Consider the following 15,951-nt stretch of genomic DNA (forward strand, 5'->3'; position numbering starts at 1 on the left):
AAGTCAGCCGGGATGACTACGCTTAAAGCATCAGTAACCCACAATGGAGAGCGTATTCATGTCGAAGAATCAGACGACCCCGCAAGATCCCACCACCCAGTACCATACCGGTGAATACCCTAAACAAAAGCAGCCTGCGCCGGGCGTGCAGGCCAAAATGACACCGGTACCGGACTGCGGTGAAAAAAGCTATGTCGGTAGTGGCCGTCTTAGCGCTCGTAAGGCGCTGGTGACCGGGGGCGACTCTGGTATTGGGCGCGCTGCCGCCATTGCTTACGCGCGCGAAGGCGCTGATGTGGCAATTAACTATCTGCCCGCAGAAGAAGAGGATGCGCAGGATGTGAAAGCGCTGATTGAAGCCGCCGGACGTAAAGCTGTACTGATACCCGGCGATTTAAGCGACGAAACCTTTGCCCGTTCGCTGGTCCATAAGGCACGTGAAGCATTGGGTGGACTGGATGTGCTGGCGCTGGTCGCCGGGAAGCAGGTTGCCATTGAGGAAATAGCCGATCTCACCAGTGAGCAATTTCAGAAAACCTATGCGGTGAACGTTTTTGCCCTGTTCTGGATCACTCAGGAGGCGCTGCCGCTGCTTTCTGCCGGGGCGAGCATTATTACAACGTCATCCATTCAGGCTTATCAACCCAGTCCGCATCTGCTGGACTACGCCTCAACTAAAGCTGCAATTCTTAATTACAGCCGTGGGCTGGCGAAACAGGTAGCAGAAAAAGGGATTCGGGTGAATGTGGTCGCTCCGGGCCCCATCTGGACTGCGCTGCAAATTTCCGGCGGTCAGCCGCAGGAGAAACTGCCTGAGTTTGGCCAGCAAACGCCGATGAAACGCGCCGGTCAGCCCGCCGAGCTGGCACCGATTTACGTTTATCTGGCAAGTCATGAGTCGAGCTACGTGACCGCCGAGGTTCACGGCGTGTGCGGTGGGGAGCATTTGGGGTGATAGCCCTGCGATGATCTGCCCGGTGGCGCTGCGCTTACCGGGCCTACATTTGGATGTTACCCTGACCCGGGCCGGATAAGCGAAGCGCTATCCGGCAGGTCAGCCTGGAGCGGTTCCTATAGAATCTTGCTCGTTGGCGCAGCGCCACCGGGCCTACATCAATGGTTAACCATCTGTAAGCGCACCAGCGGGCCAACAATCCAACGTGGTCATTATAAAACTGTAGCCCCGGTAAGCGCAGCGCCACCGGGGGAAATCGCGATACCGAAGCCGGAGCGGTGTCAGGCAATTATTTCGCCTTCGTCACTTCCTCACCCACCAGACCAATCTTCAGATAGCCCGCCTGGTGCAGAGTGTCCATTACCTTCATCATCGTTTCATAATCCACGGTTTTATCCGCGCGGAAAAAGATAGTGGTGTCTTTCTTACCCTCGGTCAGGGTGTTCAGCGCATTAACCATGGTGTCATCGGTGACCGGATCGTTACCAATAAACATGCTGTTATCCGCTTTTACCGACAGGTAAATCGGTTTTTCCGGACGCGGCTGCGGCTGACTGGAAGAAGCCGGTAAATTCACTTTCACATCAACGGTCGCCAGCGGAGCCGCCACCATGAAGATGATCAGCAATACCAGCATCACGTCGATAAACGGCGTGACGTTGATGTCGTGCATTTCGCCGTTGTCATCCAGATTTTCATTAAGATGCAAAGCCATATTGCATTAACCTACGCGGAGTTTCTGAGTGGGGCGAACGGACTGCGCAGCGTTGCTAGCATCCAGATCGAGGTCGCGGCTCTGGAGCAGCAGGATCTGTGCGGCCACATCGCCAAGTGTCGCTTTATAGCTGCCGATCATACGGGCGAAGATGTTGTAGATCACCACCGCCGGGATAGCGGCTACCAGGCCAATCGCCGTTGCCAACAGCGCTTCCGCGATACCCGGAGCAACCACCGCAAGGTTAGTGGTCTGCGTCTGCGCGATGCCGATGAAGCTGTTCATGATGCCCCATACCGTACCGAACAGGCCGACGAAGGGCGAAATCGCGCCGATGGTCGCCAGATAGCCATTGCCACGGCCCATATGACGGCCAAAAGCGGCAACGCGACGTTCCAGTCGGAAACCGGTACGTTCTTTAATACCTTCGTTATCGGCGGAGCCAGCGGAGAGTTCCAGCTCGTTCTGCGCTTCATAAAGCAGGCGGGTACTTAAGCTTCTGCTGTGGAAGGAAGAGGCAATTTCGCTTGCCTGATCCAGAGAGCGGGCCTCTGCCAGTTGCTGCTGCTCACGCTTGATGCGACGCTTATGCGCCAGCATTTCCGCGCTTTTGCTGAAGAAAATTGCCCAGGTGACGACGGATGCCAGGATCAGGCCAATCATCACAATTTTAACCACGATGTCGGCATGTTGATACATACCCAGCACGGAAAGATCCGTCTGCATCAAATTATTACCCACTCTCAATCTCCAGGACATAAGTCACAAAATCTGAGCATAATAATATCAAAACAACGTCGAATTGATAGTAGTTCTCATTAGTATTTACATACTGCCGTAAATTTTGCTCATTTTCCTTGCGCTTACGCAGTAAAAAAGTCGTAAGTCGAATTAAGGTAAATTTTTATCCTGAATATCACTCTCTACGGGTGCATAATACGACAATCGTGATAATTTAGACGTCCAGATGGATGAAACAGGTTGAGCGACATGTCAGAGAAGCACATTGATACCGCCCTGGTAAACGCAGGGCGCAGCAAAAAATATACTCTGGGTTCAGTAAATAGTGTGATTCAGCGGGCATCTTCGCTGGTATTTGACACGGTAGAAGCGAAAAAACACGCCACCCGCAATCGGGCGAAAGGTGAACTCTTTTATGGCCGCCGCGGTACGCTGACCCATTTTTCGCTCCAGGAGGCTATGTGCGAACTGGAGGGCGGCGCTGGCTGTGCACTGTTTCCCTGCGGCGCGGCGGCCGTGGCCAATACCATTCTCGCCTTTGTCGAACAGGGCGACCATATTCTGATTACCAATACCGCCTATGAACCAACGCAGGACTTCGCCAGCAAAATCCTCGCTAAACTGGGCGTCACGACCAGCTGGTTCGATCCACTGATTGGCGCAAAAATTGCCGAGCGCGTCCAGCCCAACACGAAAATTGTGTTCCTGGAATCTCCCGGCTCCATCACCATGGAAGTGCATGACGTGCCGGCCATCGTGGCGGCGGTCAGAAACGTCGCTCCGGACGCCATTATCATGATAGACAACACCTGGGCGGCAGGTATTCTGTTTAAAGCGCTCGATTTCGGTGTTGATATCTCAATTCAGGCGGCAACCAAATACCTGGTCGGTCACTCTGACGCGATGATAGGCACGGCGGTAGCCAACGCCCGCTGCTGGGATCAACTGCGTGAAAACGCTTACCTGATGGGTCAGATGGTCGATGCCGATACCGCGTACATGACCAGTCGCGGCCTGCGTACTCTTGGCGTGCGTCTGCGCCAGCACCATGAAAGCAGCCTGAAAATTGCCGAATGGCTGGCTATTCACCCGCAGGTCGCGCAGGTAAATCACCCTGCCCTGCCCGGCAGCAAAGGTCACGAGTTCTGGAAGCGCGATTTCACCGGCAGCAGCGGCCTGTTCTCGTTTGTTCTTAAAAAAAGACTGAACGACAGAGAACTGGCGGACTATCTTGATAACTTCTCGTTATTCAGTATGGCCTACTCCTGGGGCGGCTATGAGTCGCTCATCCTCGCCAACCAACCAGAGCATATCGCCGCTATTCGCCCTGACGGCGAGGTGGATTTTGACGGCACGCTGATCCGCGTTCATATTGGACTGGAAAATGTTGACGATCTTCTTGCTGATTTAGCAGCGGGGTTCACACGGATCGTGTAATAATAGGACGAGGACGCACATCTTTTCGCAACTTAACAGTGGAAAAGTCTGCAATGCTGCGTCCGGGATCAACAACGCCCGGACGAGAAAAGGATACAATCGTCGAATAGATGCTGTTTCACGGGAAAGTTCATGGCTGTTATTCATAATATCGTCGCCGCGCTCTGGCAGCATGATTTTGCTGCTCTGGCGAATCCGCACATTATTGGTGTCGTCTATCTGGTCATGTTTGCCACCTTGTTTCTGGAAAATGGTCTGCTGCCCGCCTCTTTTTTACCCGGCGACAGTCTGCTTCTGCTGGCTGGCGCGCTGATTGCCAGAGACGTGATGGGGTTCGTTCCAACCGTTGCTATTCTGACCACCGCTGCAAGCCTCGGCTGCTGGTTGAGCTACGCACAGGGACGCTGGCTGGGGAATACGCGTGTGGTTAAAGGCTGGCTGGCTCAGCTTCCCGCCAAATATCACCAGCGCGCCACCTGCATGTTCGATCGCCACGGCTTGCTGGCGCTGCTGGCCGGGCGCTTTCTGGCCTTTGTCAGAACGTTGTTGCCTACCATGGCAGGTATCTCCGGCCTTTCAAACCGTCGCTTTCAGTTTTTTAACTGGCTGAGCGGGCTATTGTGGGTGTTGGTGGTGACCAGCTTTGGCTATGCGCTCAGCATGATCCCGTTTGTGAAGCGTCATGAAGACCAGGTAATGACCTTCCTGATGATTCTGCCCATTTTCCTGCTGGTCGCCGGGCTACTGGGGACCATTATCGTGGTAGTGAAAAAGAAATACTGCAGCGCCTGATGTTATGCATCGCCGTCGGGCGATGCACCATCGGCATTATATTCCCTGAATCGTTCTTATCCGCGCCGCATCTTCCCCTGGCGTAAGGCCAAAATAGCGTTTAAATTCGCGGCTGAACTGTGAAGCGCTTTCGTAACCTACCCGCATCGCCGCCGCGCTGGCTTTCATACCATCGTGGACCATCAGCATTCGTGCCTTATGCAGACGATACGATTTCAGATACTGGAGCGGCGAGGTGCTGGTCACCGACTTAAAGTTGTGGTGAAACGCTGAGACGCTCATGTTGGCCTCAGCAGCAAGCTGATCGACGCTGAGGTTTTCGGTGTAATGACTTTCAATGCGCTTGAGGACACGGCTGATCAGGCTGAAATGGGTCTGACGGCTGACCAGCGCCAGCAGCGCGCCGCCGCGTGGGCCGATTAATACATGATAAAGGATTTCACGGATAATTTGCCGGCCAAGAATACGCGCATCCAGCGGGTGCTCCATAACGTCCAGCAGACGTTCAGCGGCACAGAGGATTTCATCCGTCAGCACCGAAGAATTAATGCCGCTCGCCGACTCCCCAGGCTGAAAATGCTCGTCCTCGCCGATGTCCATTAGCAGTTCCTGCAACTGCAAAATATCCACATTCAGCCGGATACCCGCCAACGGAATTTCCGGCGTCGCATAAGTTTCACATTCAAAAGGGAGCGGCACGGTCAGCAGCAAATACTCATTGGTGTCGTAGCGGAAAACGCGTTCGTTAATATAACCAATTTTATGGCCGGAAAAGAGAAAAATGATCCCCGGCTGGTACATCACTGGCGTGCGGGTGCCGGGCTGCGTACCGTACAGCAGACGCACGTCTGGCAGCAGCGCGCTGAGCGATTTTTCGTTATCTCTGAGCAGGTTAATTTTTGCGGTAAGCTGCTGACACACTTCCTGACGGTTCATAAACGGTCATCTCCGGGGGCGCAATATCACTCGTTTAGTCTGCCTGCATTTAATGGCTTTCTCCAGCGTTGTGGAGAAATGGGCAAGACAACGGCAGAAATATGCATTGAGAGCTCTCCGCCCCAGGACCACAATGAAGCCTGAATTTTTACCCCTATAAAGGTAACGAGCAATGAATAACTTTACTCTGCATACCCCGACTCGCATTCTGTTTGGTAAAAACGCCATCGCCGATCTGCGCGATCAAATCCCGGCGGACGCCCGCGTTCTCATCACCTATGGTGGCGGCAGCGTTAAGAAAACCGGCGTGCTGGATCAGGTTCACAGTGCGCTGGCCGGGCTGGACGTGCGTGAGTTCGGCGGCATTGAGCCGAATCCGTCTTATGAAACACTGATGAACGCGGTGAAAATCGCTCGCGAAGAAAAAGTGACTTTCCTGCTGGCCGTCGGCGGCGGTTCCGTGCTGGACGGTACCAAATTCATCGCTGCCGCCGCGCATTATGCGGACGGCGTCGATCCGTGGCATATCCTGCAAACCAGCGGCAGCGACATCCGTAGCGCCATCCCGATGGGTTCCGTTCTGACCCTGCCGGCGACCGGTTCCGAATCCAATAAAGGTGCGGTTATCTCCCGTAAAACCACCGGTGACAAGCAGGCTTTCCACTCGCCATTCGTTCAGCCAGTCTTCGCGGTGCTCGATCCGGTATATACCTACACCCTGCCGCCACGTCAGGTAGCTAACGGCGTGGTTGATGCCTTTGTGCATACCGTTGAGCAGTACGTTACCTATCCCGTGAACGCGAAAATTCAGGATCGCTTTGCCGAAGGCATTCTGCTGACGCTGGTGGAAGATGGTCCGAAAGCGCTTCAGGAGCCGGAAAACTACGATGTTCGCGCTAACGTCATGTGGGCCGCCACCCAGGCGCTGAACGGTCTGATTGGTGCAGGCGTGCCGCAGGACTGGGCAACGCATATGCTCGGCCATGAACTGACGGCAATGCACGGTCTTGATCATGCGCAAACCCTGGCGGTCGTACTGCCCGCATTATGGAATGAAAAGCGCGAGGCGAAACGCGGCAAACTGCTGCAATATGCTGAACGCGTGTGGAACATTACCGAAGGCAGCGAGGAAGAACGTATTGACGCCGCGATTGCCGCCACACGTCACTTCTTTGAGCAGCTTGGCGTGCCGACCCGTCTTTCCGGCTACGGTCTGGACGGTAGCTCCATCCCGGCACTGCTGGCGAAACTGGAAGAACACGGCATGACGGCGCTGGGCGAACACGGCGATATTACACTCGACGTCAGCCGCCGGATTTACGAAGCGGCACGCTAAGCATTTTAGCTCCCGACTTTCGTTTTTGGCTTTTTCGTCCAGACTTAATGCACACAACTTCGTCGGGAATGCTCCGGCGAGTTTCCAATAAGGAGGAATGCATGACACATCCAGGCGTAATCAAACTCCATGACGGCAACGTAATGCCACAACTGGGTCTCGGCGTGTGGAAAGCAGGCAATGACGAGGTAGTCCAGGCCATCCATAAAGCGCTGGAAGTGGGCTATCGCTCCATTGACACGGCGGCGGCGTACAAGAATGAAGACGGTGTAGGGAAAGCGTTACAGAGTGCGGGAATTGCACGTGACGATCTCTTTATTACCACTAAACTGTGGAATGACGATCAAAAACGGCCTGCCGAAGCATTGCAGGAAAGCCTTGATAAACTTCAGCTCGATCATGTGGATCTCTATCTGATGCACTGGCCAGTGCCGGCCATCGATCGCTATGTTCAGGCATGGGAAGGTATGATCGACCTGCAAAAACAGGGGCTGGTAAAAAGCATCGGCGTCTGCAATTTTCAGATCAACCATCTGCAACGGCTGATTGATGAAACGGGTGTGACGCCAGTGATCAACCAGATCGAACTACACCCGCTGTTGCAGCAGCGTCAGCTTCATGCGTGGAACGCCACGCATAAGATCCAGACCGAGTCCTGGAGCCCGCTGGCGCAGGGCGGCGAGGGCGTGTTCGATCAAAAAGTGATTCGCCAGCTTGCCGATAAATACAGTAAAACGCCCGCGCAGATTGTGATCCGCTGGCATCTGGATAACGGACTGGTCGTCATCCCGAAATCCGTCACTCCGTCCCGTATTGTTGAGAACTTTGACGTATGGGACTTCCGTCTTGATAAAGACGAACTGGGCGAGATTGCCAAACTGGATCAGGGTAAACGTCTGGGACCAGACCCGGATCAGTTCGGCGGCTAATCTCCTTTCACCGTATTAACACCAGTGCGATGACACACTTCCGGCGGCGGCGTTTCAGTCGTCGCCGGCAACTGGCAAATCACGCCAAACGCCGCCCCATCCATTTCATGCGCATTGCCTAATCTGCCCGCGACGGAATAATCATACTGCTGCGTAGCCGTGCGGATATGCAAATCTGCACGATGTATCCAGTCAATTGGCCCTATCGGCAGAAAAAACGTCCATTCATGCTTAGCGGGGAAAGAAAAACGCCCGTTGCTGTCAGATAAGACGCTGGTCTCACCGGCATTACTTGTCAGCGTAACATCAACGCCCGCCAGCGGTTGTCCGTGACTATCCAGCATTTTTCCCTCGACTACTGGCTGGTTTTGATAATATGTAACGCACCCGCTTTGCAGCAGCGTGATGAGCATAAGGCCCGGCCAAAAACGTGTTTGCATTCTGTTTCCCACATAATAAAACCGGAGGTTATTGACTACCGATTTAGTTGTTAAGTCAATTGCCTGGCTGTTTTTCAGAAATTATTAATTCCTGCCGGGGTTAGAGCGTTGCAAGATAGACTGCAATTATTCCTGACCAACATATATAGAATCCCGATGCAACTTACAGATGCAGAACATGCCCAGGTCGAACGGATAAAAAGTAAACTTCCCTACATTGAAGCAAAAGATCCTGAATATAAAGTGTTTGGTGCCTCCAGGTGGAAATATCAGTGGCCTGAACCCGCCAGTGAACGAGAAGTGGCGGCATGGGAGGAAAAACATGGCGTAGTATTGCCACGTGAATACCGGATTTTTCTACGCTATATCGCCAACGGTGGTCCAGGGTTTGCCTATGGACTTTATTCTTTAGACAATACAGAAATCTATGGCGATATTCAGAAAGAAAGCCCCATTCCGCTGTATATGACGCAGCAGGACGTAGATGCTCTGAATGCCCGGCGCAATCCCCTCTATGGCGATCCTGAAGATAGCGAAAAGTGTCTGTTTTTCGACGGTTCGCTGGTTATTATGACGCAGGGCTGCGCCTTTGATATTTGTCTTGTTGTCACCGGACAGCATCGCGGGCGATTGATGCAAACCGATGGCGATGAGGAACAACCTTTTGTGTTTGTTTATGATCAAAATTTTCTCGACTGGTATGAGCGCTGGCTGGACAATTTCATTGCCGGAATGAGTATGGACGGTTTTATCATCAGTGTGCCAGGAAACCAGCAGCAATTAAGAGCCTGGTTTGCAACAGAACAGATTTCCCAGTTACGCCATAAGATTGTTTTCTCATTATGTCGTTTTCCACAGCTTGAATTAGAGACGTTAGCGTTCTGGGAACATATCTGCCGTACGGAAAACGATACGATATTATGCGAGGAAGCGCTGATTCGGTTAAGAGTAGCAAAAGCAGCCTGTATACCTGAAATTATGCGTATGTACTTTGAAACACCCAGCCGGTTACGTGAAATCGCCATTGAAAACCTGCGTTATTCACGCGAGGCAAACGTGGATGTAGAAGAATATGCGGAGCCGCTTCTGACTATACTGCCTCAACTTGATCAGACATCGTTTTCTAACGCAGTGCGTACAATACGTAAAACGAGCCATAACTGCTATGCCATCTATCTGCCGTTTATTTCTATAGTAAATGAAGACTGCAAACGTACGTTGTTATGGGCGATGAAAGAAGCGCCAGATTTTGATGCGCAAAATGGTTATGTTGATCTGATCCTGCCATCATTTGAAGCCTCAGAGATGGAAACGGTGCGCTGGGCAATACTGTCACTATGTGAAATCCAGGATCAACGCATTCCTCCGCTGGTAGATAACGCTACATTACGCTTCCCGGAATTTGAGACGCTGCGAAAAAATTACTATCGCAGAACCTGGGGGAAAAAGCGAGCACCGGAATTGAACATTCAAGGCATTGAGTTGATAAGATAATGAAATACAACGCCAGCATATTTGTACTCCTGTTGGGTCTGTTAGCAGGCCCGGCTTACGCGCTTTCTGAGCCAGTAAGTTCTGCTCCACCTTCACAGCAATGCACATCCGACCCGGCCATCATGGAGGTCACAATTACCGACCTCCTCCAGCAGCCCGATAAATATCAGCTCCACAAAGTGTGTCTTCGCGGTTTTGTTATCCATCAATTTGAGCATCATGCCGTTTACCGGGATCAAGAAACCACGCGGGTAAATAAAGGATTATGGATTGGTGATTTTACAGCTGATTTTGATGGCAGGCCGGGTTGGTCCGACAATGAAAAGACATTCCTGATTGAAGGTATTTTTGATGTCAATGAGACAGGACATATGAATAACTGGCCAGCGGGTATTACACATATTACGCGCTATGAGCCGCTGAAAAACAGAGCGAGTTATGAAAAAGAAAGCAAACTGATTGAACTGGAAAAAGAATTGCTTAAGGCCAGGGCCACGGAGGAAACACAATGATAGACTGTATTTTTTGCCAGATCGCCGAAGGCAAAGCACCCTGCCATAAAATCTGGGAAGACGACCACCATCTGGCGTTTTTATCCATTTTCCCCAATACCGACGGTTTTACGGTAGTGATCCCCAAAAAACACTACCCAAGCTATGCGTTCGATCTGCCGCCACAGGTGCTGACGGATTTAACCCTCGCCACGCAGAAAGTGGCGAAACTACTGGATCGCGCGTTCCCGGACGTGGGCCGTACGGGAATGTTTTTCGAAGGCTTTGGCGTGGACCATGTGCACAGCAAGCTCAGTCCGATGCACGGTACCGGCAACCTCGGCGAGTGGAAACCTATCGAATCACGGCAAAATAAGTTCTTCGAACAGTATGAGGGATATCTGTCATCGCACGATCATGAACGCGCCGATGACGAAAAACTGGCCGCCCTGGCAACGTTGATTCGCCAGACAGAGATTTAACCTCAACAGATACAGGTCTGGTTTCCGGGCCTGTGTTGTAGAAATCATCTTTTCCCGTACGATAATACCGTTTGATATTTTTCAGGATAAAACGCTGACAACAAGGACATGTTGATGAAACACTGGCAAGTAAGTGTGGCTATGCTGGCGCTGTGCGCATTTACGCAAAGTGCGCAGGGCAAAGAGACGTTAGCAGAGGCCATCACGCGGCTCTATCACCCACTGGCATCTGTTGATAGCGATATTCGCCAGGACAAACGCCTGTCATGGGGACTGCGGGAAGATTTATATCTCAACCAATGCGCCACGCCCGGCGGCGTCAGTCCGTGGCTGAATAATAATCTGCTCTGTCGCTGTCAGGATGAAGAATTTATCTCCGGCGAGCTAATCGACACCACGCCGCTCAACGCGGGTCGTGTACACGCGCTGCTGCAACTCACGCTTAATCAAAATCACGTCGGCGCTCACCGACTGCTGGGGCTGACGCTGGTCCGCAATAACAGCGATAACCGCTGGCAGGTGGAAGACACTGATGACGGCGCAGAGACGCCAAAAAGCCTGCGTGCAGAGATCCGCGAGGATACGCGCATTAAACAGACAGCTTCCGCCAGTCAGCCCGATACCAGCCCCTGGCGTGATATTTCCATGATCGCTCTTCTCGCCCAACCTGAAAAATATCATCTGCAAAGAGTCAATATTATCGGCGTTGGCAACATTGAATTTGAAGGAAACGCGGTTTATCTCAATAAAGCATCCTGGGAGAACGACGTCGATGGCGACAGTCTGTGGCTGGACATTGACTTCCCTAATTCGCAGATTTCTTACGGCAAAGCACAGCAGCTTAACGGTGAATATGTCCACATCACCGGCACCTTTGATATGGACATGTCCGGCCATCTGGGTCTGCGGCGCGGCGGTATTACCGATATTACCCGCTATGAACGGGTCACCACCCGCAAAGAGTGGGAGCGGATAAGAGAAAAAAAGATAGCTGAAATAAAAGCCGCACAGGAAAAAAGCGAGAACAAAAAATGAGAAAATACATTCTGTTTGGCCTGAGCATCATATTGAGTTGCCCGGTACTGGCGAAAACACCGCCACTCTCAGCGGAGCAGACCGTCAGGCAGATTTACCAGGATTATGAGCAGAATGACACCAGCATTTATTTTGGCGACATACGTTCCCCGGCGTCCTCACGAATCAAAAATGAGCTGGCCTTAAACGATCTGTTGATGCCACCAGGTGAGATCGGCTGGCTGAATTTTGATCCTATTTGCAACTGTCAGGATTATGATAATTTTACCCTGGAGAACATCACCACCAGCCAGCACGATGCGGATCGTGCCAGCGTAACCGTGCGCTTTCGCCTGTTTGGCCAGGAACCGGAGAGCACAACCCAAACGCTAAAACTGGTCACTGAAAATGGCCGCTGGCAGATCGACGATATTGTCAGTCAGGACGGCAGCCTGTGGCAGATGTTGCATAATGAAAATCAGCGCATCCTCGCCAGCCTGACATCACTGCAACGAGAACAACCCCAGGATTTTGTCGGCGAGTTGTTCCGTCATTCAACGAATAGCTACTGGCCATGGACCGGCATATTTTCTCCCGAATACCGCCAGGCGGTGGATGAGTATTATCGCTCTACGATCAAAGGCCACAGTATGCCAGAGCGGGTACCAGAATTCTTTGGCCGTCTCAGCCATGATGCCTGGCCGTGGCCCTGGACCGGCAGCTGGCAGTTTTATGAGGCGCTGCATGATTACCGCCAGGATCATCTGATGAAAAGGGATGATTCACAAGCGGACATGAAGGAAGAATCGCAATATCTCTATGATAATCCTGTCTGCGGATGTGCAGGAATGCAGTTCGCCAGCCTCGGGGAGATTCGCCTGGTTGAACGCACGGCGGATCGCGCTCAGGTTCACATCCGCTTCACGCTCACCGATACAACCCGCCATGAGCGGGATGTTATGCTACAGCGCGCGGCGGGAAGATGGGAAATTAGCGATATTATCCGTCCGGTTCACGGCAGCCTGCTGAAACAGATGCAGGAAGCCACGCGTAAAAATTTGCAGTGAAATTTTAGTCAAGACGGCGGAAGAATTAACGAGGCCAGGGCTGATGAAACGCACACTTTTCTTACTCAGTATTTTCTTGAGCTTTTCCGCGCTGGCGAAAACACCGCCTCTGTCGCCGGAGCAAACCGTCAGGCAGATTTACCAGAGTTACGCCAGAGGCGCGGAGTCGGTCTACTTTGGCAACGCCATTGTTTCTGCCAGGATGAACCAGACGTTACAACTGGACTACCAACTTACCCCACCGGGGGATCAGGGAGGGCTGGGTTACGATCCCCTCTGTCAATGCCAGGACTTTGACGATCTGGTGCTGGAGAAAGTTGTCATCACCCAGCAGGACGCCACTCACGCCGATGCCACGGTGCGTTTTCGTCCATTCCGGGAGGGTGACACACGAATTACGCAAACGCTTAAGCTGGCGGCAGAGGGCAATCGCTGGCGGATTGACGATGTGCTCGGCGAATCGGGGAGTCTCTGGCAAAATCTCAATGAGAGTAACCAGAAAACCCTCGCCACCCTCGCTTCGCTGCAAAAAGAGCAGCCGCAAGATTTTGTCCGTGAGCTGATTTCCCGTGGGAAAGAGTACACCTGGCCGTGGACTGGCGTGGTTTCTGCAACGTTCAGACAAACCGTTGATCAATACCAGGCGGCAACCTTCCACGATGAGGAGGGCGGTTATCTGAAATACCTGGGTATCAATCCAATTTACGGCTGCGATCCGGGGCAGTTTTCCGCCATTGAAGAGATTCGCGTTGTGGAACAAAATGCAGCCCGCGTTCGGGTTCATGCCCGTTTTACACTCACCCATCAACAGCATCAGGAACGGGATTTTATTCTGCATCGCGCTGATAATAAGTGGATGATTGACGACATTATCTCATCAGACGGCCACAGCCTGCGCCAGCAAATGCAGGAAGCGATTGACCAGCAATCCGCGAAGGGAAAACCCCAGGCGCAATTTCCGGATCTCACGAAGAAAGTGAAGTGAAGATGTGTCAGCACGGCCCGCGTCGCCGTACTGTATCCAGAAACTAATGACTTTTCTCCAGCACTTCATCGGCGGAAAGTCCGGTGATTTTCAGGACCATATCAAGGGAAATACCATTTGCCAGCATCGTCCGCGCCACGCGCAACGCTTCGTTGTGGGCTTGCTCTAACCCTTGCTGAAGCCCTTGCTGAATCCCTTGTTGAAGTCCTTCCTGTCGCAATCTTTCTGCAATAGTCATCAAATTCTCCTTGTTGTGCGGGGAACGTTCGGCAACCGCGCGGATAAATTCGCCGAAACGAACCGCGTCGCCGTGCTGTATCAGATAATTAAACAGGATCTTTATTTCGCTGTCATTAGTGAAACCGCTTACCAACAGCCCGACCAGCCGATCCACCAGTTCCATCAGGTCGCGATCGCGGATATGTTTCTGAATCAACTCCAGCATCGCCATCCGCCGATGCTGCATGATCTCATCGTCCGGCGTTACCGTAATATCCACCAGCGGGAATGCTTCCGTGTAGAGTGGTCGCGCCAGTCCGGGATCGGCGAATTCATCCAGCCAGTTGAGGGTGTATGGGTATGGGCTTTGCTCGCCGTGATAAAACAGAAGTGGCACCACCAGAGGTAGCTTCTTATGTCCGGCATCCAGGTGATGCTGCATGGCCGCGACGGCGTAGCGCATCAGCCGGAAAGCCATATGTGAATCTGCCCTGCTCTGGTGTTCAATGACGCAGTAGATATAGCCATCACCTTCGCGGGTTTTCAGCGACCACAGCACATCGGAGTAATACGCGCGTAAGTTGTTTTCAATAAAGCTGGTTGATTCCAGCGTCAATGTTTGCAAATCACATAATTCACGCAGCGCGGGCGGAAGATGAATATCGAGGAAATCCCGCGCGGCATCGGGAGAGTGGAGAAATTTTTTAAATACAGCGTCATGCGGCGCGGCCGTTGTTGATGTCGTCATGGTTGTCCATCACCTTCGGTACAGAGTAATGCGACATTACCCGCCGTGGGCGCGGGTAGCATCCGGCGATTTTTATCTTTGCGAGGGGCGTTCAGCACTTAATACGTGGCGCTGTAAATTAATCATTTTGTTGGGAAGAGCCGCGCAAAATAGCCAGACATAAGCCGCAAACGACAGAATGTCGGATAGCGTGTGGCGTGAGCCAGGTTCACAGAACATTTGCCGCTTTTTCAAAAATCATTGATTCCCATTGCGTCGGGGTCTCTGTTAATCTTCAGAGCAGGATTTTAACAATAAGGACATTCCCGTGAGAAACTGGCGAGCCTGGTTTGCTCTGCTGATACTGTGCGTCATAAGCCAAAGCGCGTCGTGTCAGGAAACCCTCACCCAAGCCATTACACGCATTTATTACTCTCCTCTGGATAGTGAAAATTATCATCCAGCATTACTGGGCGAGATGCTGGAGAACCATCGCGTCGCCTCCGCCGCCAGTAAGCCACTCTTCAACACGCCAGCCAATGCGCTGTGCTTGTGCAGCAACCCTGCCGATATCTCCCTTGAAGTACGTCGCGCCGTCGACTCTGACAGCAGGTTTGCTGAAGCGCAGATCACGCTGAATGAAAAAAATCGTTCGCGTTGGCTGACGCTCAAACTCTATAAAGTACACGATCGCTGGCAGGTCTCAGACGTTGATAGCATCGATGACGATCTGCCCTCTCTGGTGCAACAACTTCGTGATGATACGCAAAAAAAGCTGGTCATATCGCCGCAACTCGCTACGGATAGCCGCCCGATTATCGAGGTTTCCATTTCCGAGCTGCTTGCCCATGCGGATAAATACCACCAAAGAAAGGTGCGCGTTCGCGGGCAGGTTCAAACCGGCTTTGAGAAACACGCGATTTATTCAGATTCAGGGTCGAAAGACAAGGGACTCTGGCTGGAAGAGATTCTGGTTCCGTATACCTCACCGCGTAACCATGTGCCAGAAGAGAGAATCATTGAAGGCACTTTTGATATGCGTATCACCGGGCATCTGGGTCAGTATCCCGGTGGGATAACGGCTATTACCCGTTATGAGAAAATAGACGCGCAGAAAGAAACACCACAGGTAAAAACACAAGGAGCAATGGAATGAACAAAACGCTGGTTTTACTCCCTCTGGCATTATGA

17 protein-coding genes are annotated in these 15,951 nt (G+C 52.2%); 12 read left to right on the plus strand and 5 right to left on the minus strand.

Annotation, left to right across the window (positions count from 1 at the left end; genetic code table 11):
* Positions 1-58 precede the first annotated feature (58 nt).
* Positions 59-955, plus strand: a complete 897-nt coding sequence (locus CHU32_RS14405) for an SDR family oxidoreductase (protein ID WP_103676905.1) — start codon at positions 59-61, stop codon at positions 953-955.
* Between the two features lie 289 nt (positions 956-1,244).
* Here CHU32_RS14405 and exbD read toward each other — a convergent pair whose 3' ends face one another.
* Both exbD and exbB read right to left on the minus strand, forming a co-directional pair.
* Positions 1,245-1,670: a TonB system transport protein ExbD gene (gene exbD / locus CHU32_RS14410; protein ID WP_103676906.1), complete on the minus strand. Its 426-nt coding sequence runs from the start codon at positions 1,668-1,670 to the stop codon at positions 1,245-1,247.
* A gap of 6 nt (positions 1,671-1,676) precedes the next feature.
* Positions 1,677-2,411, minus strand: a complete 735-nt coding sequence (gene exbB, locus CHU32_RS14415) for a tol-pal system-associated acyl-CoA thioesterase (RefSeq protein ID WP_103676907.1) — start codon at positions 2,409-2,411, stop codon at positions 1,677-1,679.
* Positions 2,412-2,660: 249 nt separating this feature from the next.
* Here exbB and metC point away from each other — a divergent pair, with 249 nt between their 5' ends.
* Positions 2,661-3,848 carry a cystathionine beta-lyase gene (gene metC / locus CHU32_RS14425; protein ID WP_103676908.1) on the plus strand — a complete coding sequence of 396 codons (1,188 nt, stop codon included), beginning with the start codon at positions 2,661-2,663 and terminating at the stop codon, positions 3,846-3,848.
* A 132-nt stretch (positions 3,849-3,980) separates the two neighbouring features.
* Positions 3,981-4,640, plus strand: a complete 660-nt coding sequence (gene yghB / locus CHU32_RS14430; RefSeq protein WP_103676909.1) for a DedA family general envelope maintenance protein YghB — start codon at positions 3,981-3,983, stop codon at positions 4,638-4,640.
* Positions 4,641-4,676: 36 nt separating this feature from the next.
* Here the strand turns inward: yghB and CHU32_RS14435 are convergent, their stop codons facing one another.
* Positions 4,677-5,576, minus strand: a complete 900-nt coding sequence (locus CHU32_RS14435) for an AraC family transcriptional regulator (RefSeq protein ID WP_103676910.1) — start codon at positions 5,574-5,576, stop codon at positions 4,677-4,679.
* 172 nt (positions 5,577-5,748) lie between these two features.
* Between CHU32_RS14435 and yqhD the strand changes: the two genes are divergently transcribed.
* Together yqhD and dkgA are read left to right on the plus strand one after the other, a co-directional pair.
* Complete coding sequence (gene yqhD / locus CHU32_RS14445; protein ID WP_103676912.1) at positions 5,749-6,912, plus strand: alcohol dehydrogenase; 1,164 nt, start codon at positions 5,749-5,751, stop codon at positions 6,910-6,912.
* A 101-nt stretch (positions 6,913-7,013) separates the two neighbouring features.
* Positions 7,014-7,841, plus strand: a complete 828-nt coding sequence (gene dkgA, locus CHU32_RS14450) for a 2,5-didehydrogluconate reductase DkgA (protein WP_103676913.1) — start codon at positions 7,014-7,016, stop codon at positions 7,839-7,841.
* Here the strand turns inward: dkgA and CHU32_RS14455 are convergent.
* A complete protein-coding gene (locus CHU32_RS14455; RefSeq protein ID WP_116480919.1) occupies positions 7,838-8,281 on the minus strand; it encodes a carboxypeptidase-like regulatory domain-containing protein in 444 nt (147 codons plus the stop codon). The two genes, dkgA and CHU32_RS14455, sit on opposite strands and share 4 nt — an antisense overlap.
* 156 nt (positions 8,282-8,437) lie before the next feature.
* Here CHU32_RS14455 and CHU32_RS14460 point away from each other — a divergent pair, with 156 nt between their 5' ends.
* From CHU32_RS14460 to CHU32_RS14485, 6 genes are all read left to right on the plus strand, one after another.
* A complete protein-coding gene (locus tag CHU32_RS14460; protein ID WP_103676914.1) occupies positions 8,438-9,775 on the plus strand; it encodes an SMI1/KNR4 family protein in 1,338 nt (445 codons plus the stop codon).
* Complete coding sequence (locus CHU32_RS14465; protein ID WP_103676915.1) at positions 9,775-10,287, plus strand: hypothetical protein; 513 nt, start codon at positions 9,775-9,777, stop codon at positions 10,285-10,287. The genes CHU32_RS14460 and CHU32_RS14465 overlap by 1 nt, the downstream gene beginning before the upstream one ends.
* Positions 10,287-10,748 carry an HIT family protein gene (locus CHU32_RS14470; protein WP_103677022.1) on the plus strand — a complete coding sequence of 154 codons (462 nt, stop codon included), beginning with the start codon at positions 10,287-10,289 and terminating at the stop codon, positions 10,746-10,748. The genes CHU32_RS14465 and CHU32_RS14470 overlap by 1 nt, the downstream gene beginning before the upstream one ends.
* Before the next feature lie 114 nt (positions 10,749-10,862).
* Entirely contained in the window at positions 10,863-11,783 is a 921-nt protein-coding gene (locus tag CHU32_RS14475; protein WP_176691673.1) for a hypothetical protein, read from the plus strand.
* On the plus strand, positions 11,780-12,829 hold the full coding sequence (locus CHU32_RS14480) for a DUF3828 domain-containing protein (RefSeq protein WP_103676916.1): 1,050 nt from the start codon (positions 11,780-11,782) through the stop codon (positions 12,827-12,829). The genes CHU32_RS14475 and CHU32_RS14480 overlap by 4 nt, the downstream gene beginning before the upstream one ends.
* A gap of 43 nt (positions 12,830-12,872) precedes the next feature.
* Positions 12,873-13,814, plus strand: a complete 942-nt coding sequence (locus tag CHU32_RS14485) for a DUF3828 domain-containing protein (protein WP_103676917.1) — start codon at positions 12,873-12,875, stop codon at positions 13,812-13,814.
* Positions 13,815-13,857: 43 nt separating this feature from the next.
* On the opposite strand, the gene CHU32_RS14490 is transcribed toward CHU32_RS14485, so the two are convergent.
* On the minus strand, positions 13,858-14,781 hold the full coding sequence (locus CHU32_RS14490; RefSeq protein ID WP_103676918.1) for an Rpn family recombination-promoting nuclease/putative transposase: 924 nt from the start codon (positions 14,779-14,781) through the stop codon (positions 13,858-13,860).
* A gap of 307 nt (positions 14,782-15,088) precedes the next feature.
* Here CHU32_RS14490 and CHU32_RS14495 point away from each other — a divergent pair, with 307 nt between their 5' ends.
* Positions 15,089-15,916 (plus strand): hypothetical protein, encoded by an 828-nt coding sequence (locus CHU32_RS14495; RefSeq protein WP_103676919.1) that lies wholly within the window; start codon positions 15,089-15,091, stop codon positions 15,914-15,916.
* Positions 15,917-15,951 lie beyond the last annotated feature (35 nt).

Origin of the sequence: Superficieibacter electus, from assembly GCF_002915575.1 — a bacterium.
Taxonomy (GTDB): Bacteria; Pseudomonadota; Gammaproteobacteria; order Enterobacterales; family Enterobacteriaceae; genus Superficieibacter; species Superficieibacter electus.